Raw genomic sequence first — 19,764 nt, 5'->3', positions numbered from 1 at the left:
GGGCAGGCCGGCCACGGGCCGGCGGGGCGGCCCGGGAGGTCAGGCGTGCGCCGGCTGGAGCCCGGCGTACACCCCGCCCCTGGCCAGGAGTTCGGCGTGCGTGCCCTGCTCCGCGATCCGGCCGCCCTCCATCACCACGATCCGGTCGGCGCCCTGGATCGTGGAGAGCCGGTGTGCGACGACGAACACGGTGCGGCCGTGCACCAGACGGGCCAGCGCCTCCTGGACCAGCGCCTCGGAGCGGTTGTCCAGCGCAGACGTCGCCTCGTCCAGGACCAGCACCCGCGGGTCGCGGATCAGGGCGCGGGCGATGGCGAGCCGCTGCCGCTGCCCGCCGGACAGGCGCGCCCCGCGCTCCCCGACCACCGTGTCCAGACCGCGCGGCAGCCGCTCCACGAACTCCAGGGCGTTGGCGTCGCGCAACGCCGCGAGCAGCGTCTCCTCGTCGGTGTCGCCGAGCCCGTACGTGACGTTGTCGCGGATGCTGCCCTCGAACAGGATCGACTCCTGCGGCACGACCGACAGGAACCGGCGGTAGCTGCGCAGGTCGAGGCCCGCCATGTCGGTGCCGTCGAGCAGGATCCGGCCCGACGTCGGACGGATGAAGCCGATGAGCAGGTTCAGGACCGTCGACTTGCCCGCGCCCGACGCGCCGACCAGCGCGATCGTCTCACCGGGCCGCGCGCTCAGCGTGAACCCGGTGACGGCGGGCTCGTCGGGCTTGTCGTCATAGGCGAATCCCACGTCCTGGAAGTCGATGCGGCCGCTCACCCGTGCCACGGCCGCCTTGCCCGCGTTGCGCTCCAGGTCGGGGGCCTGCAGCACCTCGCCCGCCGAGCGGACCGATTCGAGCCCCTTGCTGATCACGGGGGCGAGGCCGAGCAGGGTCGTCACCGAGCCCGTCAGGATCGTGAAGAACGCGCTCAGCATCACCACGTCGCCCGGGGTCACCGGCAGCCAGCCGTGGTAGGCCACCAGCGCGGAACCCGTCAGACAGGCGACGCCGAGGATGTTGAGCATGACCCAGGCGGCCGAGTTGAAGCGGGCGTTGACGGTGTCCAGGCGCAGCCCCGCCGCGAACACCTGGCGCAGCGAGCCGTCGACCCGGCCCAGCGCCGTGCGCTCCAGGCCGTGCGCGCGGGTGATGGGGATGAGGGTCGTCATCTCGCCGACCTTGGACGACAGGTGCTCGACCTCGCGGCGGAAGTCCTCGTTGTGGCTGCGCATCCGCATGCGCAAACGCATCACGAGCCAGCCCGCCGCCGGGACGACCAGCAGGAACACCGGCAGGAACGCGGGCACCCGGATGCCGATGACGACGAGCCCGCCGACGAGCGTGACGACGGCGCCCAGGCCCATGTCGGCGCTCTGCTGCACCATCTGCTCGACCGACTCGACGTCCCTGACCACCTTGGCCTGCAGTACGCTGGAGCTGACCCGTGAGTGGTAGCCGATGTCGAGCTGCTGCATCCGGCGGCACAGCGCCGAGCGCAGCGTCGTGCCCATGCGGCGGATGCTGCCGGCCAGCAGGCGCACGTACCACTGGTGCAGCGGATAGTTGATCACCAGGATGAACAGGAGCACCCCCGTGGCCTGCCACAACCGGGCCTCGGAGCCGTGCTGCACCACCACGTCGAGGACCACCGCGGTGATCATCGGGAGCAGCCAGATCGGACTGTGCTTGATGACGAACAGGGCGGCCGCGCCCGCGAGTTTGCCCCGGTCGGGGCGGAAGAGGTGGCCGAGCGTGCGGATGGGGTTCTCGCCCCGGTAGCGGTGGTCGAGGTGGTCGAAGTCGGTGGCGGGGTGTGAGGCGCCTGGCGGGAACGAGGAAACCGGTCGCTGCATGGAACGATCTCATCGCGCCGGGTCGCTGCTTTCAACCCCCCAAATTCCGTGGCCCTTTGGCGACGGTTCGCGTACTTCACGTGCGGCTGATCCATTGACCGTGCCGAGCGCTGCGGCCTAGGTTGGGAACCGGTTTCTATCGGGAACCGGTTTCTGGTCCCCGACGTCCGGTCACCGGTCTCCGATCACGGACGTCCGGTCCCCGCTCTCCGGGCCCTGAACTCTGTCCGGCCGTGCAGGAAGGTCTCCTCCGTTGCCCGAACCCCTCTTCGGCGCTCGCCCCAGGGCGCTGTTCGCCATGAGCGCCGCGACGCTGCCGCACGCCTTCCCGCCGCCGGTCCTCGCCCGGCTGCGGGAGCTCGCCGACATCACCCCGGACCTGGTCGTCGAGGACTTCGCCGATCCGCGCGCGCGGGCGGCGCTCGCCGAGGCCGAGGTCCTGGTCACCGGGTGGGGCTGCCCGCCGATCGACGCCGCCGTGCTCGCCGCCGCGCCCCGCCTGAGGGCTGTGCTGCACGCCGCGGGCTCGGTCAAGTCGCTTGTCACAGAGGCCTGTTGGCGGCGTGGCCTGCTGATCTCCTCAGCCGCTCAGGCGAACGCGCTGCCCGTCGCCGAGTACACCCTCGCCATGATCCTGCTGGCGGGCAAGGGACTGTTCGCGCTGCGCGACTCCTACCGCGCCACCCGCACCTTCGAGATCGGCGCCATCGTCGAGGGCGTCGGCAACCACGGCCTGCGCGTCGGAGTGATCGGCGCCTCCCGGATCGGCCGCCGCCTCATCGAGCTGCTGCGCCCCTTCGACTTCGAGGTGTCCCTCGCCGACCCGTACGTGACCGAGGAGGAGGCCGCCGCCCTCGGCGTGCGACCGCGTCAACTGCACGGCCCCGACGGGCTCTTCGCCACCAGCGACATCGTCACCGTGCACGCGCCGCAGACCCCGGAGACCCGGCACCTCGTGGGGCGTCGCGAGCTAGCCCTGATGCGCGACGGCGCCGTGCTCGTCAACACCGCGCGCGGCAGCCTCGTGGACACCCAGGCCCTCGTCGGCGAGGCCCGTACCGGCCGGATCGGCGCGATCCTCGACGTCACGCACCCCGAGCCGCTGCCCGCCGACTCCCCGCTCTACGACCTGCCGAACGTCTACCTCACCCCGCACGTCGCCGGCTCGCAGGGCAACGAGATCGCCCGGCTCGGCCTCGCCGTCGTGGAGGAGATGGAGCGCCTGTGCGCGGGCCTGCCGCTCGGGCACCCCGTCGACCACGCCGGTCTCGAACGGGCGGCCTGAACCCGCCGCCGAGGCGAGCGCCGAAAAACTGTCGAAGCCGGGGGCGCCGTGAGTCGGGGCCGGCTCCCGGACCGGCGGTCGCGGTGCCTCGGCGGAGAACACGGGACCGGGGTCGGGGTCTCGGCGTCGGTCACGGCCGCCACTCCGCCTGGTGACCGGGCCGGTGCCGGTACGTCTCGGCGATGAGGCGGAGGATCTTCCGGGTGGTGTCGGCCGGCTGCTTGAGGGCCCAGGCGATCAGCTTGGTCTTGGCGGTGACCTCTTCCAGTACCCGCATCGGGTCGTGCTCGGCGATGTGGATGCTGACACTCGTGCCCTGATCGTTATCGGCGGGGACGATGACGCGTCCCGCCTCGTCCGCGACCACCGTGGCTCCGTAGTCGCCTCGCCGGTGGACCCATCGGCCCTGAGGGAGGAGCCACCGGCCCCCGGGATCGCGCGGAACGAGATGTTCCTCCCGCCCGGGGAACTCCATGGCCGCCTTCGCGATCCGCTCATCGTCGTGCAGTTGGTCCTCGAGCCAGCGGACCAGGTCATCCATCGGTGCGCTTCTCCCAGGCGGCGATCATGAGCCGCATGTTCTCACGCTGTCGCCCTTCGTGAGATTCGTGGGCCGCCGGTGCATCCGCGTGCGCCCCCGGGAGCGTAGAAGACGGTGTGGCAGCGGGCACTACCCCGCCCGCTGCTCCCCTTCGCCGCTGGCGTCGGACGCCTGCAAGCCCGGCGTCAGCGGCTCATACGCATCGGCGGCGCTCGGCCATCCGGACCGCCGGAACCCGAGGCTTGTCCCGCCATCGAGGGAGCAGGGTGGACGGCCATGAGTTGCTCGGGGACCATGAGCCGCATGCCAACGTGGACTATCAAGGCGGAGCCGGTCCTCGGCCCGGGCGTCGACGAGGTGATGCGGGAGTACTTCACCGAGATGGGGCTGCGGGTACTGGGGCGTCCGGGTACAGAGGCCGAGCTGCAAGCGGTGCTCGTCGAGGATCCTCATCATGCGCTCAGCCCGCCCGACGGCGAGTTTCTCGTTGCGCGCGGGGACGGCGGTGAGTTCCTGGGCTGCGCAGGACTGCGACTGCTCGCCGGTGCGCCTGAGACCGCAGAGCTCAAGCGGATGTTCGTGCGCCCCGCTGGGCGGGGAGCAGGCTTGGGCCGGGGTCTCCTCCTCGCCGTCGAGCAGTCAGCCAGGAGGCTGGGCGCTACGCGGATCGTGTGCGAGACCAACACCCAACTCACGGCAGCGCGGGCTCTGTACACCAGGCACGGCTACGAGGAGACCGGGCCTTACGAAGGGCATGGCAAGGCGGATCACTGGTACGCCAAGGCCCTCGACTGAAGCACGGGACGAGCGAGGTCGAACCGCCATCGCTTGAAAATCCCCCGCTGGTGGCGGTCACTGACTGAAGCACGGGACGAGCGAGGCGAACCGCCATCGCTTGAGGATCGCCAGCTGGTGGGGGTCACTTGCCGGCGTATGCACCGCACTGCGACAAGCCAACCGGCCCGGTTGTTCGGGGGCGTCGAAGTCGTCCGCCGGGCGGGACACCGCCGGCCTCGGCCCGAAACGCCTACGGGGCAAGCTTCAGGCGGCCTTCACGATCTCCCCACGCACGGCGGCGGCCCACTCGACGACCAGCACTTCGTACTCCCGGCGCTGCGAATCGCTCAACCGCCCGCCGGTGCGCGCCATGAGGCCGCGGATCTGCTCGTTCAACAGCTCGGCAGACCGCTCGGATTCGGAGGTCTCGGCGGGGATCATGTGAAGAGCCTATGTGGTGCCACTGACAACGGGCCAGCGGGTTACGTGCGACGGCATATACCGATCCGCCCGGCGACTGTGAGGTGTGCCACAGCGGCAGCGCACGCCCCGGACAGGTACCCCTCCCACACTGGAGAGCCCCACGGACCGCTCGGGACCCGGCTTCAACCCCCAGGCCCGCGCCCGAGCCCTCACGGCTCCGCCGCCCTTCCCCCGGGTGGCGGGGCCGCCCTGTGCCCCTGGCCGCCGACGGGACCACCCAGGGGCCGCGCGGTCGTGCCGGGAGGCGGGGCGGACGGACCTGACGACACGGGTCGTGGAGCGGCGGCTCGGCGAGGATGTCGGCCTGCTCATGGGCGGGGGCACGGGACGTCACGGCGATGCAAGCTGATGCCGGCCGGCGCCGCCGGTTGAGGCCGGTCCCGACGCCCGGCCGTCCCACCCCCGCGCGTCGGCGCGCCGCCCCCTCATGGTGACGAGTGCGGGCGGCGCGCGGAGTCGGTCGAGGGGCGGTCGAGGGCTCAGTCGAGGCAGAACTCGTTGCCCTCGATGTCCTGCAGGGTGATGCAGGACTCGTTCTCCTCGTCGGCGTGCTGCGTCAGCACGTGCGTCGCCCCGAGGGCGATCAGACGCTTGGCCTCCGCCTCGAGCACGGCCAGCCGCTCGTCGCCGACGAGACCGGTACCGGCGCGTACGTCGAGGTGCACGCGGTTCTTGACGACCTTGCCCTCGGGAACGCGCTGGAAGTACAGGCGCGGGCCCGCACCGGTGGGGTCGCTGCACGCGAACCAGGCGCCCCGGGCCTCGGGCTCCTGCGTGTCCCAGAAGGCCGCCCACGTGGCGAAACCCTCGGGCGGCTCCGGTGCGACGTACCCCAGCACCTCGCACCAGAAGCGGGCGACGCGCTCGGGGTCCGCGCAGTCGAAGGTGACCTGGATCTTCTTGATCGATGACATCGGCGCACCATAGCAAGAGGGCGGTGAGCGGTGGCTACCGGATTTACGGGCGTCCGGTCGGCCGGGCGTCCGGTCGGCCCGGCGTCCGGTCGGTGGTGCGACGGTCCGCCTCGTCACAGAAGCGGCGCCGTGGGTCCCTCCGGTGCCGACCGGCGCGCCGCGACGACCGACTCGGCCACAGCCCGCACCTCGGCCTCCGGCACCTGCCGGTAGCCGTCCTCCGTGACCAGCGCGACCGACGGATAGATGTGGCGGCTCAGATCGGGGCCGCCCGTCGCCGAGTCGTCGTCCGCCGCGTCGTACAGCGCCTGCACCGCCACCGTCGTCGCGTCCGCCGCCGACATCCCCGGGCGGTAGAGCTTCTTCAGCGCCCCGCGCGCGTACGGCGAGCCGGAACCGTCGGAGTGGTAACCGACCGCCTCGTACGGCCCGCCGGTGACGTCGAAGGAGAAGACCCTGCCGGTGCCGCGCGCCGTGTCGTACCCGGCGAGCAGCGGGATGACGGCCAGCCCCTGCATGGCCTGGGCGAGATGGTCGCGGATCATCGCGGCGAGGCGCTGCGCCTTGCCGTTGAGGGTAAGGGAGCGTCGCTCCAGCTTTTCGTAGTGGGCCAGTTCGAGCTGGTAGAGGCGGACCAGCTCCTTCGCCAGGCCCACCGTTCCCGCGAACGCCACCGCCGTGTGCTCGTCGGCGTAGTTGACCTTCTCCAGGTCGCGCTGCGCGATCACATTGCCCATCGTCGCGCGCCGGTCGCCGGCCATCAGCACGCCGCCGTCGAAGGTCAGGGCGAGCACCGTGGTGCCGTGCGGCACGTCGTGCACCGGCCCGGTCTCCCGGTTCCACGGCAGACTGTGCGGGGCGACGCGTTCGACAAGACGCGTGAAGGACGACGTGCTGCTGTCCAGGAACACGGGCGGCAGCCCGCGCTGGTGCTCGGTCATATGGGCTCGCTTTCGGTCGGCGTCCTCGGTCGGTGCGGCACGGCACCTTCGTTGGTGCTCCGTACGGCTATCTGTCCCGTACCGGGCCCCGCAGAACCTGCGTTCGTGTCCTCGTTCGACGCGGCATGGCATTCTGGGCCGATGAACGGTCCCGAGATCATCGTCGAAGTCGCCCCCGAACTGGGCATGTTCGTGCCCCGCGCGTTCCGGGACGGCACGGCGGCCCCGCTCGCCGTCGACGGTGTCTCGACGCTCGGCCACGTCGTCGAGTCCCTCGGGGTGCCTCTGACGGAGGTCGGCACGCTCGTCGTGGACGGCGCCGAGGTGCCGGTCGCGCACATCCCGGGCGCGGGCGAGCGGGTCGGCGTACGTCCCGTGGCCCGTCCGCAACAGGTCCCGGGCGCCCCGCTCCGCTTCCTCCTCGACGTCCACCTCGGCACCCTCGCCCGCCGGATGCGACTGCTCGGTGTGGACGCCGCCTACGAGTCCACGGACATCGGCGACCCGGCCCTCGCCGCGCTCTCGGCCGCCGAGCGCAGGGTCATGCTCAGCCGCGACCGCGGCCTGCTGCGCCGCCGCGAACTGTGGGCCGGCGCCTACGTCTACAGCGACCGCCCCGACGACCAACTCCGCGACATACTCGGCCGGTTCGCCCCCGTGCTGCGTCCCTGGACCCGCTGCACCGCCTGCAACGGCACCCTCACCGAAGCCCGCAAGGAGGACATGGCCGAGCGCCTGGAGGGCGGCACCCGCGCCACGTACGACGTGTTCGCCCAGTGCGAGGCCTGCGCCCGCGTGTACTGGCGCGGCGCGCACCACGACCGTCTGGAGGCGATGGTGGGGGAGGCGGTGGCAGAGTTCGGCCGGAGCTGACGGGCCGGGCCCGGTCGGCCCTGCGCGACCTCCGCCTCAGGGGGCCAACGCCGCTGAGACCAGGGCGAGTCGGTCCGGCGGGAGAGCGAAGCGGTTCGCCGGGTTGCGGTACGAGTACGGGCCGTCGTTGCGGCGCACCCCGTCGGGGCCCGTGGTCCACTGCGGTGCGCCGCACGGGCCCTGGTGCTCGGTGATCAGTGTCGCCAGTCGCTGCGGATCCTCCACCGCCGTCAGGGCGTCGAGCGCCGCCGCGACCCGGTCCGCGGCGTCGTCGGGCACGTCCGCGTCGCCGAACGCGGGCAGCAGGAGCAGCAGCCGGGCATCGGCGTCCGTGGTGGAGCCGCCCGGCAGACGGTTGTCCGCGGCGGCCGTCAGCTCGGACCAGGACAGGGCGGGGCCCATGAAATGGCCGTCGTCCGAGGCGAGAAGCTCGGCGCGGTCGGCGGCGCCGGGGTGCAGGAGATGGTCGATGCCCCGGTCGTCCGTGAGATTGCGGTACACGACGTGCAGTCGCCCGCCCCGGACCGGCACCGTGAACACGGGCCACCGCGCCTGCCCCGTCAACTCCCGGTGGAAGGCCTCGGCGGCGTCGAGGTCCGCGCCCCACAGCAGCTCCTGGGCCTCCTCGTTCACCAGTACGCACGGGGTGAGATGCCCGAGCCAGAACAGTGGCTCGTCCAGCAGTTCGGAGCGGTGCGCCAGGGGACCGCTCTCGTAGCCGGGGATCCGGTCCCGCCGGGCCTCTCCGGTCCGGGACGTGCCTACGCCCATGTCGGTGTCGGTGTCGGTGCTGTCTGTCGTCACGGGGCCAATGATGCCGGTGCCGCCGACCGGTCCACCGCCCGAGGCGGGACGCCGTGAACGTCTCGGACGAAGGAACGGAACCCCGGTCCGTGGCCGGTCGTCGTCGCACGCCGTCCCGTGAAGTCGGCCCATGCATGGGTGAGTTGGTGCCCACTTCTCCTCGCGCGGCCTTGCCGACGGAACCGTGAGGCCTCTATCCTCGCCGCCGGAAAGCGCTTTCTCCGCGCTTTCGCCTCTGTGGCGATCCGTCCCGTGGAAGCGGCAGTCCGCTTCCGGATCCGGCACAGCTGCTCCATCCCGCGCTGCCCACAGCGGCACGCAGGAGCACCACCCGGAATCCGAGGACGAACGACGAACAGGGACGGACCTCCACATGAGACGACGAGCCGCACGCGGCATCTACGCGGCGGTGGCCGCCATGGGCATGGCCGCGGCCACCGGAGCCATCCTCACGATGCCCTCCGCATCGGCCGCCGCGATCGGCGGAGCCACCGGCTACGCCACCCAGAACGGCGGCACCACGGGCGGCGCCGGCGGAACCACCGTCAAGGCGACCACAGGCACCCAGATCCACCAGGCCCTGTGCGGCCGGGCCGCAGGCGACACCCCGATCACCATCGAGGTCGAGGGCACCATCAACCACGCCAACACCAGCAAGGTGTCGGGCGAGAGCTGCAACACCGCCGACGGCGTGATCGAGCTCAAGCAGATCAGCAACGTCACGATCGTCGGCGTCGGCAGCGGCGCCGTCTTCGACCAACTGGGCATCCACATAAGGGAGTCCAGCAACATCATCATCCAGAACGTGACGGTCCAGAACGTCAAGAAGTCCGGTACGCCCACTTCCAACGGCGGCGACGCCATCGGCATGGAGACCGACGTCCACAACGTCTGGGTCGACCACGTGAACCTCATCGCCTCGGGCGGCGAGTCCGACGGCTACGACGGGCTCTTCGACCTGAAGGACAACACCCGGTACGTCACGCTCTCGTACAGCACGCTGCGCAACTCGGGCCGCGGCGGCCTCGTCAACTCCAGCGACAGCAACATCGAGAGCAGCTACATCACGTTCCACCACAACCTCTACGAGAACATCGACTCCCGTACACCCCTGCTGCGCGGCGGCACGGCCCACATGTACAACAACTACTACGTGAGCCTGAACGAGTCGGGCATCAACTCCCGCGTCGGCGCCAAGGCCAAGGTCGACAACAACTACTTCAAGGACTCCAAGGACGTCCTCGGCACCTTCTACACCGATCTGGCCGGGTACTGGGACGTCAGCGGCAACATCTTCGACAACGTGACCTGGTCCGACCCCGGGGACGAGAACAACCCGGCAGGGCCCGATCCGGTCTCCAACACCACGGTCTCCGTCCCGTACGCGTACACCTTGGACGACGCGAGCTGCGTACCGGACGTGGTGACCGCGACCGCGGGCGCCGGCAACGGCATGAAGGTGTCGGACGGCAGCTGCTCCGCGCAGAGCCCCGACCCGAGCACCACCCCCACGGACACGGCGACGCCGACCCCGACGCCGACGGACACCGCGACCGCGCCCAGCGGCACCAACCTCAGCCTGAGCTCGACAGCGGGCGCCGACGGCACGAGCAAGGCGTCCGGCACCAGTTACGGCAACGTGCGCGACGGGGACATGAGCACCTACTGGTCGCCGTCCGGCACGACCGGCTCGGTCTCCGTCAAGTGGGGCTCCGCCACCACGGTCTCCTCCGTCCGGATCCGTGAGGCGGCGGACGCCACGGGTGCCATCGGCGCCTGGCGGCTGCTGAACGCCGACACCGGCGCCGTGCTCAAGACGGGCAGCGGCGCGGGCACGATCTCCTTCGACGCCACCTCGCTGAAGAAGATCACCTTCGAGATCACCGGCGCCTCCGCGACCCCGAAGGTCGCCGAGTTCGAGACGTACGCGAGCTAGGGCACCGCGCGATCCGGGCCGACCGTCGAAGGCGACCGCGCCGCTGCCGCCGTCGGCACGGCCGAGGGCGGCGGTCCGTCCGTCGGAGCCGAGGGAGGCGCCGCCTGTGACGGTGGCGGCGCCTTCACGGCTTCCCCACCGGTCGGTCGGATCCGGAGGTCCGCCGCCCGTTCAAGATCGGTTACGCTTCCGCTTCCTGATGGCATGTACAAGTAAGGGGATGGGTGCGCGTGAAGCGGCGTCCGGCGCTCGCCGGAGTGACGATGGTGCTCGTGGCCGCGCTCGCGGCCTGCGGCGGCGGTTCGGACGGGAGCGGTTCCGTGCACGGCGGCGGCAGGGCCGGCGGGTCGTACGCCGCCCGGCAGGACGAGCGGCCGACGAAGGTCACCGGCCTGCGGGACACCGAGCGGCACATCACCCGCAGGACCACCCGCGCCAGCCGGCCGCACTACGTCAAGAAGTGCGAGACCGACACCCGCAAGGTGAAGCACACCAAGCGCAGCAAGGGCCGCACCCGCACCTGGTACACCACGACAACCGAGCGGGACTGCCACAAGGTGCGCAGCGGCACCGAGACGTACACCCGCGTCCTGCGGCGCGAGCGGTGGTGCGTACGCCTCGACGACGTGCACCGCAAGCCGGCCAAGTCCCCGGAGAACTCGGCGAAGAGCACCGGGAAGGACAACGTCTGGTTCCGGGTGCCGGCCGCCGAGTACAGCAAGGTGCACGGAGCCGACGCGCGGGCGAAGGTGACCATCGAGCCCACGGGCAAAGGGTGTTGAGCCGGCGTCGCCGACCCGCGGCCAACGCCACGATCTTGTAACCGTGCCGCCCGGTACGGCTTCCGCCGCCGTGCCCTGTCGGCACAATGAGACACATGGCTCCCTCAACGGAATTGCCGCCCCTCGCACTTGAGGACGGCACACCGGTCCGCTTCCTGCTCACCGAGCCCGTCGTGGCCGTCCCAGGCCCCGCGCCGGACACGGACGCCCCCGACCTGCCCGACGGCATGGGCGTGGCGGTGCCGGTCTCGCGGGGCGGCCAGGCCGTGGCCGCGCTGGCCACCGGCGCCCTCCAGCAGACCCTGCGCCCGCTCGGCACCCTCATCGAAGAGGTGCACAGCGTGGTCAGTGGTACCCCGGCGCCGCCGTCGGAGATCAGCGTGAGCTTCGGCATCCAGGTCGGCAGCGACCTCAAGCTGGGCATCGTCGGAGCGACGGGGCAGGCGCATCTCAACGTGACGGCCACCTGGGCCCCCGGAACGCCATCGGCCTGACCCATGAGCTGGTTTCTGCGGGACGACACGGTGGCGGGCGCGCCCGACGCCAAGGTGGCGGTCAGGGCGGCACAGGGCGACAAAGCCGTGGGGGCCGGCGTCCTGCTCGCCCCCGGCCTGGTCCTCACCTGCGCCCACGTCGTCAACGACGCACTGCAACGGTCCCCGTTCGACATGTCGCTGCCCGGCCACCACCCGGTACGGGTCGGCTTCCGCACCCATGCCTGGCAGGTCCACGAGGCCCATGTCGCGTACTGGATCCCACCGCGCCGCACCGACGACGGCGGCCCCGTGCGGGCCGGCGTCGACTCCAACTGGCTGGGCGATCTCGCCGTGCTGCGCCTCGTCGCCGACGCGCGGCAGCTGCCGAGCCCGCCGCGCCGCGTCGGCATGGCCCGGCGCCAGGCCGTGCGGGCCTGGCACGGCGGCGCGCACGAGAGCACCTTCGCCGACGGGCGCGTGACCTCCTTCGACGGACGGTTCGGGTACGTCGACGGCTTCGCGACCGGCATGGCCATCGGCCCCGCCTACAGCGGCGGACCGCTGTGGGCGCACGACCAGGAGGCCTGGACCGGCCTGGTGGCCGCCGCCCATCCGCCCCGGACCGACCCGCACACCGGCCGTCCCGCGACGTACCACCCGCAGGACCTGTCCCGGCGCAGCTGGGCCATCCCCTGGCAGCGGATCGAGGCCGAACTGCGCGCCGTGGGCGCCCTGGACTCCCTGCCCGACGAGGAACCCGACCCGCACCACCCCGCGTTCGTGCTCCTCGCCGACGCCCTCACCAGTACGTTCCCCTCGCCCGAGACCCGGCTGACCGCCGCCCTCGACCTCGCGCGCACCTGCGACGCGGCGCCGAGCAGCACGGTCACGGCGCCCACCGTGGACGAGTTCGTGCAGTTCCTGCTCACCGAGCCGCGGGCCCTGGCCGACTTCAGCGGCACCCTGCGCCTGCGCGACCCGTCGGCCGCCGACACCGCCCTCGAAGCCGCCCGCATCGCCACCCGTCCCCGGCTGCTGTCCCGGCGCGAGCTCGCCCAGCTCCACCGCTACCTCTCGGTGCTGGGCCCGCAGGTGACGGGCCGGCTCGCCGAAGCGGCGCGCGCCGCGCTGCCCAAGGCCGCGGGACGGCTCGACGGCGCCACCCTCGACGCCCTCCTCGACCAGGTCGAACCGCTCGACGGCGACAGCAGATCGCCGGAGGGCGAACCCCGCGTGCCCGGACTCCTGCGCGTCATCGAATACCTGGCCGCCACCTACAGCCCCTCCGAGCAGATCAGCCTGCGGATGTGGGTCTCGAACGTGGCGGCCCGCCTCGGCATCCCGCGTGCCGCCCTGTTCGAACGAAGGACCGACGCAGAGGAATGGGCCAAGGAACGGCGGGGCCGCTCCGACCGGGCCCGCCTCCTCGTGGAGATCACTCGCGCCGGGCGCGAGCGGTTCCGGCTGCGCACCTGGTGCGACGAGGGCGAGGGGCCGCGCCGGCTCTCCACCGACTCCACGACCACGTACTCCGGGGCCGAGGCGGCACGCGAACTGCTGCGGATCCTGGCGTCGTTGACCCTCTCCGGACCCGCCGGGCGACGTCCCATGGTGGAGGCGCTCGTGGACATGGACGGCCTCAATCTTCCCGTCGACGAATGGGAGGGCAGCGGCCCCGACGACCTCGTGCCCGGCATCCTCGGTGCCGAGTTCCCGCTCGTCGTGCACTGCCCCGAACTGCTGCGCAAGCACGAGCGGTTCGTGCCCGAGTGGCGCCGCCGCTGGCAGCGCCTCGACTCCGGCACCACCCTCAGGTTCAGCGGCACCGGCGTCGACAAGCTCAGCGCGTACGGCCGGCTGATGGACGAGACCGACGCCGTGCGCGTCCGTGTGGACGTCCCCGCCGCGGTCCGCGACGACATCGTGCGGATGTGTCTCGCCGTCGGCGTCCCCGTCGTGGTGTGGGACCGCCGGCCCGAGCACGGCTCGCACGCCCTGGAGCACACCGACGACGTCGAGACCCGCGATCTGCCCGAAGGGGTGCGCGCCTACCGCGCCAAGTCCGTCAGCACCCCGGCCGACCACCCCGGCCGCCCCGTGCTCGCCTGGGCCGACGCGGACCGTGCCGTGCCGCGGTTGCATCTGGCCGAACCGAGGGAAGGACCCGGATGAACCCGGCCCCGCCCGGCTGGATGAACCCCACCCCGCCCGCCCGCGTCTGTGTCCGTGTGCCGCCACCGCGAGAGGACCCCAGCATCCGATGAGCAACCGACCCGACGCCGACTGGCGGCTGTTCCGCGGCGACGGCTCGCGGCGCACCGTGGCGCTGCCGCCCGCACCGCCATGGCGGCGCTTCACCCCCGAGGGCCAGGAGCCCACGGGCGCCGCCCCGCTGCCGTATCTGATCAGCCAGGAGCACGCGGACGTGGTGAACGCGGCCCTGCACCTGCGCAGGCCGCTGCTCGTCACCGGCCCCGCGGGCACCGGCAAGTCGTCCCTCGCCTACGCCGTCGCCACCGAACTGGGCCTCGGCGAACTGCTGCGCTGGCCCGTCAACAGCCGCTCGTCCGTGCAGGACGCGCTCTACCAGTACGACGCCATCGGCCGGCTGCGCGAGACGACGCTCAGCCGGGACCGCGGCGATGCGGAACCCTCCATCGGTACGTTCATCAGGCTCGGCCCGCTGGGCACCGCTCTGGTGCCGGGGCAGGGGCCGCGGGTGCTGCTCATCGACGAGATGGACAAGGGCGACGTCGACCTCCCCAACGACCTGCTGACCGTCTTCGAGGACGGCGTCTTCGAGATCCCCGAACTGGTGCGGCTGCCCGAGGACATCGAGCACGTCGAGGTGCACACGGCCGACCACCGCGCGACCGTGACGGTCCGTCACGGCCGGGTCCAGTGCGCCGAGTTCCCCGTCGTCGTCATCACCAGCAACGGCGAACGCGACTTCCCGCCCGCCTTCCTGCGCCGCTGCATCCGCCTCGACCTGCCGGTGCCCGACGAGGACCGGCTGCGCGCCATCGTCGAGGCGCACCTCGGGCCCGGAGCCCTCGACTCGGCCGAGGAGATCCTCAGCCAGTTCCTCGACCGCCGCGCCGCCCACGAACTCGCCACCGACCAGCTCCTCAACGCCGTGTTCCTGCGCGGCGGCGGCGTGGACGTCGACGCCCGCGGCCTGCTCGACGCGGTACTGCACCAGCTCTCGGGAACCGTGTGACGGTGGCGTGATGACCGAGGATCCCGTACCCGGCGAGCGGCTGGCCGCGGCCCTGCGCGTGCTCTCCGCCGCCGGGGTCGACCTCGATGTGCAGCAGGCGCTCGACGTGCTCTGGCTCGCCGGACGCCTGTCGCCCGAGAACGCCCCGCTGCGCCGGTACGCGACCCCCACGTCCCCGGACGCGCCGGACCGGGCCGACGGGCCGCCGGAGCCCGTCAGGGCGAAGCCGCCCGAGAGCTCCCGGGCCGCACCCGCCGCCGCGCCCGCCGAGCGTGAACTGTTCGGCGCCGCACGGCCGTTGCCCACCCCCGACCTGCTTCCGCCGCGCCGCGACACCGTCCCGGCCGGCCGCATCGACGAGCAGCGCAGGGCCCGCCCCGTGGGCGTCCCGGAGAGTGGCGCCTTCCTCGACGAACTCGCCATGGGCCGCGCCCTGCGCCCGCTGCGCCGCCGCCACCCGAGCCGACACCGCATGGAGGTCGACGAGGCCGGCACCGCCGCCGCGCTCGCCGAGACCCTGCTGCCCGACGTCGTGCTGCGGCCCGCGCGCGAACGCTGGCTCAGCCTCGTCCTCGTCGTCGACGACGGCATCTCCATGCTGCTGTGGCACAAGGTCGCCGCCGAACTGAAGACGCTGATGCTGCGGCTGGGTGCCTTCGCCTCCGTGCGCGTACTGGGCCTGGACAGCCGGTCGGCCACCGCGCCCCGGCTGCACACCAAACCGTTCGCCCGGCGCAGCCCCACCGTGTCGCCCGCCTCGCTGCTCGACCTGTCGGGACGCACCCTCGTCCTCGCCGTCAGCGACGGCATGGGCGCCGCCTGGCGCAGCGGCGCCCTGCACCGCACCCTCGCCACCTGGGCGCGGCGCGGCCCCGTCGCGCTGCTGCACACGCTGCCGCCGCCGCTGTGGGAGTCGTCCGGGATCCGCGCCGAACGCTGGCAGGCCACCACCCGGCGGACGGGCGGCGCCAACACCTCCTGGGTCGTCACCGACCAGATCCTGCCCCGCGACCTCGTCACGTTCGACGAGGTGCCGGTGCCCGTCCTCGAACCCACCGCCGAGTCGCTCGCCGACTGGGCCGCGCTCATCGCCTCGCCCGGCACCACCGTCGAGCTGCCGCTGCTCTCGCCGCCCGGCAGCGGTGCGCACCCGGTCCCCGCGCGCGACCGGGAGAGCGTCCAGTACTTCCGCGACTCGGCGACCCCGGAGGCCTACCGGCTCGCCGCCCATCTCGCGGCCGTCGCCCCCGTCTCCGTCCCCGTCATGCACCTCGTCCAGCAGGCGGTGCCGTGGCAGGCCAGGACCTCGCACCTGGCCGAGGTGTTCCTCGGCGGCCTGGTGCGGCCGCACCCCGCACCCGTGCCCGACCCGCTGCCCAAACACCGCGTCTTCGAGTTCACCGACGAGGCGCGCCAGGCCCTGCTCGACTCGGTGCCGCACGCCGAACTCCTCAGGACCGGGCGGCGCATCGGCCGCCAGCTCGAACAACTCGCGGGCCGCAGCGCCGACTTCCCCGCCTGGCTCGCCCAGCCCGACGGCAGCGCCGTGATCCCTTCCGCGCACCGCGCGTTCAGCACCGTGGAACAGCGGCTGCTGCGGCGCTTCGGCGTGGGCGTCCGCCGGTCCGCCGACGGCGGGGGCGGGGCGCCGCTCGCGCCCGCCACCGACCTCACCGACGACTGGTCGGCGCTGACCGGTGACGACCCCGCGCGGCTCGGCCCGTACGAGCTCCTCAGCCGCCGCCGCGGTCGGCGCACCATCGCCTACCTCGCCCGCGACGACGACGGCGGCCACCTCGTCGTGCGCACCCCGCGCCCCGACTCGCCGCCGGACGCCGACCGGCTGCTGTACGTCGAGGCGGAGGCGCTGCGCCGGCTCGCCGGACGGCACGCGCCGCGGCTGATCGGCACCGGGCAGGACGAGGGGCGGCCGTGGCTGGCCATGGAACTGCTGTCCGACGGCGACGCGCCCAACGCCCAACCGCCGCGCCTGAGCGAGGTGTTCACCCGCTCCCTGGACGACGGGCACCCGGCCTTCGACGTGTTGCAGGGGCTCGCGGTAAGCCACGGGCTGGCCAGCGCGCTCAGCATCTGCCACCTCAACGGCCTGGTCCCCGAGCGGCTGACCGCGGAGAGCGTGCTGGTGCGCCGCCGCTCGGTGGTCCTGTGCGACCTGTCGGACTGCGTCATCGACGGCGACCACCACGGTCCCGGCCGGCCGCCGCGGCCCGCCGACAACATCCGCGCACTCGGTGAACTCCTCCAGCTCATCGGCAGCCGACCGCTGCGCGGCAGGACGGGCCTGTCCAGCGAGATGGAGCTGTGGCGGGGCGGCACCTGGGACCCGCTGCGCCGGGTCATCGAGAGCTGCCTCGACGAGAACCTGGAGGCGCGGCCCAGCGCGGGCGACGTCGCCGATCTGCTGGCCCGCTATCTCACGCTGGGCGACAGCGACTCCGCCGTCCACGCCGACCTGCCCCCGGTGCGGGTCCCGCTGGAGGAACCGGAACCCGCGAGCGTGCCCCGGAGCGGCACCGACGACCGGCCGCGCGGGCCGCGGCTGCGGAACTTCTGGCGCGGGTTCGGCGGCCCCAGGGACGAGCGGCTCGTCGACGCCCTGCGTATCCCGCTCGGCCACGGGCCGCGCATCACCCTCGTCGGAGCGCAGGCGTACAGCGGCCGTTCCACGGCGACCGTCACGCTCGGCTCGCTGATCGCGGCGGTCCGCGGCCGCCCGGTGCTCGCCCTCGACGGCGCCCCGGAGCGGGGCGGCCTCGCCCGATATCTGCCGGGCGGCCGCAACCCCGCGACGTTCCGCGATGTCGCGTCGCTGCCGCAGGGCGCCTCCTACGACGCGGTGAGCGCCCTCACCACCCGGCTGTCCACCGGCCTTGAGGTGGTCGCCCACCGCGTCGGCCACTTCACCGCGAGCACCACGCACACGCAGGAGTACACGCGGCTCGTCGGCGCCGCGGCACCGCACTACTCGGCGGTGCTCACCGACTGGGGCTCCCAGCGCCTGGGGGACCGGGCCGACCCCGTCCTCGACGTGACCGACTCGCTCGTGGTGTGCGCCATGTTCGGCCAGGCGGCCGTGATGCCGGGCGCCGGACCCCTGGCGCAGTTGAGGTCACGCGGGTACGCGGCACTGGCCGATGAGGCGCTCGTGCTGGTCGCCGGGTTCGGGGCCTCGTACTCGGACCTGGACCTGGCGGTCTTCGCCCAGCAACTCGGGGTCCCGGCCCGGCAGTTGATCCCGGTGCCGTTCGACCCGTCCTTCATCGACCCGGGGTTCCCCGGCCTGGGGCGGCTGCGGCCGCGTACCGTACGGGCGTTCGCGGAGGCGGCGGCGCGGCTGCTCGCCCCGGCCGGGGCGTGAGCGGCGGTCAGTCGACCCCGGGTATCCGCTCCTTCACCAGCGCGTACAGCACGACCGACACGGCCATCACGCCGGCGGCCGTGAAGACGCCGGGCGCCCAGCTGCCCGTCGCGTCGCGCAGCACGCCGCTGACCACCGGGCTGGCCACGGCGCCGATCTCGGCGATCAGGTTGAACAGGCCGAAGAGCGAACCGCGGTCCTGTTCGGGCGCCAGGTCGCCGAGGAGGCTGTGCACGATGGGCTGCAGCGCGTTGAAGAACAGGCCCGAGCTGAACAGGATCAGGCCGAGCAGCAACAGCGAGGGATCACCGGCGACCAGGCTCGCGCCGAACGCGACGGCGAGCACCGTGTGCACCGCGGCGCAGATCACCGCGAGCGGCTTGCGGCCCTTGCCCGCGCGCACCCTGCGGTCCGCGATCCAGCCGCCGACGGGGAAGCCGATGATGCCGGCGCCCGCGTTGAACGCCGCCGTCAGGGCCGCGGCGCCCAGGCTGCTGTGCGCGGTCTCGGCGACGATCTGCACCGACCAGAAGGAGAAGAACCAGAGGTTCCACATCACCGCGATGAAGCTGATGTACACCAACCACACGTTGCGGTTGAGGAGTCGGGTCGAGCGTCCGGTGCGCACGATGCCCCGGATGACGATCGTCACCATGATCACGAACAGCACGCCGGAGCCGATCGCCGTCAGCCAGTCCGGCCAGCCGAACTCGTCGGCCAGCACGAACAGCGCGACGATCGCGACGGCCGCCGGGACCGAGTAGCCGATCAGGCGCAGCGCGGGCGGGCCGAGCCGCAGGGGCTGGTCACCGCGGCCCCGGAAGAAGCGCCAGGTGGCCGCCGCCACGAGCAGCGAGACGATACCGAAGACGTACAGCGGCATGGACCAGGCTCGGTCGCCCAGGCCCCAGGAGCCGCCCCAGTCGATGAGGTGCGGGGTGGCGACGATGCCGACCGTCAGACCGATCGAGAGGCCCGACAGGACGACGCCGAGGCCGATCGTGCGGCGGGCCGCCGGGGTGTGATGGATGACCAGGACGCGGTCGTTGGAGTAGAAGACGCCCTCGCCGAGACCGGTGAGCACACGCGCGACGACGAACCCGACCAGGCCGCCCGTCAGACCCGACACCAGGGTCAGCAGGCCCGCCCACAGCAGTGACACGACGAGCATCTCGCGGTGCCCGTACCGGTCGCCGAGCCGCCCGCCCGCGTACTGCGTGAGCATGTACCCGGTGAAGAACATCGAGCCGATGAGGCCGCCGAGCGTCGCCGGGTTCGAGGCGTCCCCGATGAAACCGGCCTTGTTCTCGATCATCCAGGCGACCACGGGTCCGGTGACCGTGCGGTCCGCGTAGCTGATCAGCCAGCCCGCGAGCAGAAAGCCCCACAGGTGCGTGTAGTGCCCGGAGAAGAGCGCACCGCTCCTGGCGGGTGGTGCTGTGGTGGTATCGGCCGTTCCGGCGGAATCCGACATGCGTCCCCCTTGACGCTGGGCGGTGAGAAAG

Annotated in this window: 16 protein-coding genes; 9 read left to right on the top strand and 7 right to left on the bottom strand. The window is 72.6% G+C overall.

All coding sequences use genetic code 11. The annotated features are described in order from the left end of the window. Positions 1 to 39 precede the first annotated feature (39 nt). The gene (locus J3486_RS06525; RefSeq protein ID WP_207819079.1) at positions 40 to 1,848 is read right to left on the bottom strand and encodes an ABC transporter ATP-binding protein; all 1,809 of its coding nucleotides are present in this window, start codon (positions 1,846 to 1,848) and stop codon (positions 40 to 42) included. Between the two features lie 298 nt (positions 1,849 to 2,146). On the opposite strand from J3486_RS06525, the gene J3486_RS06520 reads away from it, so the two are divergent. Continuing rightward, on the top strand, positions 2,147 to 3,133 hold the full coding sequence (locus J3486_RS06520) for a hydroxyacid dehydrogenase (RefSeq protein WP_207819695.1): 987 nt from the start codon (positions 2,147 to 2,149) through the stop codon (positions 3,131 to 3,133). Between the two features lie 130 nt (positions 3,134 to 3,263). On the opposite strand, the gene J3486_RS06515 is transcribed toward J3486_RS06520, so the two are convergent. Then, positions 3,264 to 3,674: a DUF6221 family protein gene (locus J3486_RS06515; protein ID WP_207819078.1), complete on the bottom strand. Its 411-nt coding sequence runs from the start codon at positions 3,672 to 3,674 to the stop codon at positions 3,264 to 3,266. A 303-nt stretch (positions 3,675 to 3,977) separates the two neighbouring features. Here J3486_RS06515 and J3486_RS06510 point away from each other — a divergent pair, with 303 nt between their 5' ends. After that, positions 3,978 to 4,469 (top strand): GNAT family N-acetyltransferase, encoded by a 492-nt coding sequence (locus J3486_RS06510; protein WP_207819077.1) that lies wholly within the window; start codon positions 3,978 to 3,980, stop codon positions 4,467 to 4,469. Positions 4,470 to 4,715: 246 nt separating this feature from the next. Here J3486_RS06510 and J3486_RS06505 read toward each other — a convergent pair whose 3' ends face one another. The 3 genes from J3486_RS06505 to prcB all read right to left on the bottom strand — a co-directional run bounded on the left by J3486_RS06505 (position 4,716) and on the right by prcB (position 6,789). Further along, positions 4,716 to 4,892, bottom strand: a complete 177-nt coding sequence (locus J3486_RS06505) for a hypothetical protein (protein WP_207819076.1) — start codon at positions 4,890 to 4,892, stop codon at positions 4,716 to 4,718. A 521-nt stretch (positions 4,893 to 5,413) separates the two neighbouring features. Then, positions 5,414 to 5,848: a VOC family protein gene (locus J3486_RS06500; protein WP_207819075.1), complete on the bottom strand. Its 435-nt coding sequence runs from the start codon at positions 5,846 to 5,848 to the stop codon at positions 5,414 to 5,416. Between the two features lie 113 nt (positions 5,849 to 5,961). After that, entirely contained in the window at positions 5,962 to 6,789 is an 828-nt protein-coding gene (gene prcB, locus J3486_RS06495) for a proteasome subunit beta (RefSeq protein ID WP_207819074.1), read from the bottom strand. Positions 6,790 to 6,930: 141 nt separating this feature from the next. Here prcB and J3486_RS06490 point away from each other — a divergent pair, with 141 nt between their 5' ends. After that, entirely contained in the window at positions 6,931 to 7,662 is a 732-nt protein-coding gene (locus J3486_RS06490) for a Mut7-C RNAse domain-containing protein (RefSeq protein ID WP_207819073.1), read from the top strand. Between the two features lie 36 nt (positions 7,663 to 7,698). Here J3486_RS06490 and J3486_RS06485 read toward each other — a convergent pair whose 3' ends face one another. Then, positions 7,699 to 8,466: a hypothetical protein gene (locus J3486_RS06485; protein WP_307804710.1), complete on the bottom strand. Its 768-nt coding sequence runs from the start codon at positions 8,464 to 8,466 to the stop codon at positions 7,699 to 7,701. Between the two features lie 373 nt (positions 8,467 to 8,839). On the opposite strand from J3486_RS06485, the gene J3486_RS06480 reads away from it, so the two are divergent. The 6 genes from J3486_RS06480 to J3486_RS06455 all read left to right on the top strand — a co-directional run bounded on the left by J3486_RS06480 (position 8,840) and on the right by J3486_RS06455 (position 18,259). Next, positions 8,840 to 10,402, top strand: coding sequence for a polysaccharide lyase family 1 protein (locus tag J3486_RS06480; RefSeq protein ID WP_207819072.1), 1,563 nt, complete (start codon positions 8,840 to 8,842; stop codon positions 10,400 to 10,402). A gap of 230 nt (positions 10,403 to 10,632) precedes the next feature. Then, entirely contained in the window at positions 10,633 to 11,184 is a 552-nt protein-coding gene (locus J3486_RS06475) for a hypothetical protein (protein ID WP_307804709.1), read from the top strand. Positions 11,185 to 11,279: 95 nt separating this feature from the next. Then, positions 11,280 to 11,678, top strand: a complete 399-nt coding sequence (locus J3486_RS06470; RefSeq protein ID WP_207819071.1) for a CU044_2847 family protein — start codon at positions 11,280 to 11,282, stop codon at positions 11,676 to 11,678. A 3-nt stretch (positions 11,679 to 11,681) separates the two neighbouring features. After that, positions 11,682 to 13,832, top strand: a complete 2,151-nt coding sequence (locus J3486_RS06465) for a trypsin-like peptidase domain-containing protein (RefSeq protein ID WP_207819070.1) — start codon at positions 11,682 to 11,684, stop codon at positions 13,830 to 13,832. A gap of 88 nt (positions 13,833 to 13,920) precedes the next feature. After that, a complete protein-coding gene (locus J3486_RS06460) occupies positions 13,921 to 14,880 on the top strand; it encodes a MoxR family ATPase (protein WP_207819069.1) in 960 nt (319 codons plus the stop codon). A gap of 10 nt (positions 14,881 to 14,890) precedes the next feature. Beyond that, the gene (locus J3486_RS06455; RefSeq protein WP_207819068.1) at positions 14,891 to 18,259 is read left to right on the top strand and encodes an SAV_2336 N-terminal domain-related protein; all 3,369 of its coding nucleotides are present in this window, start codon (positions 14,891 to 14,893) and stop codon (positions 18,257 to 18,259) included. Between the two features lie 7 nt (positions 18,260 to 18,266). Here J3486_RS06455 and J3486_RS06450 read toward each other — a convergent pair whose 3' ends face one another. After that, on the bottom strand, positions 18,267 to 19,733 hold the full coding sequence (locus tag J3486_RS06450) for an MFS transporter (protein ID WP_207819067.1): 1,467 nt from the start codon (positions 19,731 to 19,733) through the stop codon (positions 18,267 to 18,269). Positions 19,734 to 19,764 lie beyond the last annotated feature (31 nt).

The sequence above is a fragment of the Streptomyces sp. VRA16 Mangrove soil genome, from assembly GCF_017377775.1.
GTDB lineage: Bacteria > Actinomycetota > Actinomycetes > Streptomycetales > Streptomycetaceae > Streptomyces.
Note: the sequence above shows the minus strand (reverse complement) of the source record. Positions and strands in the feature narration are given on the sequence as shown.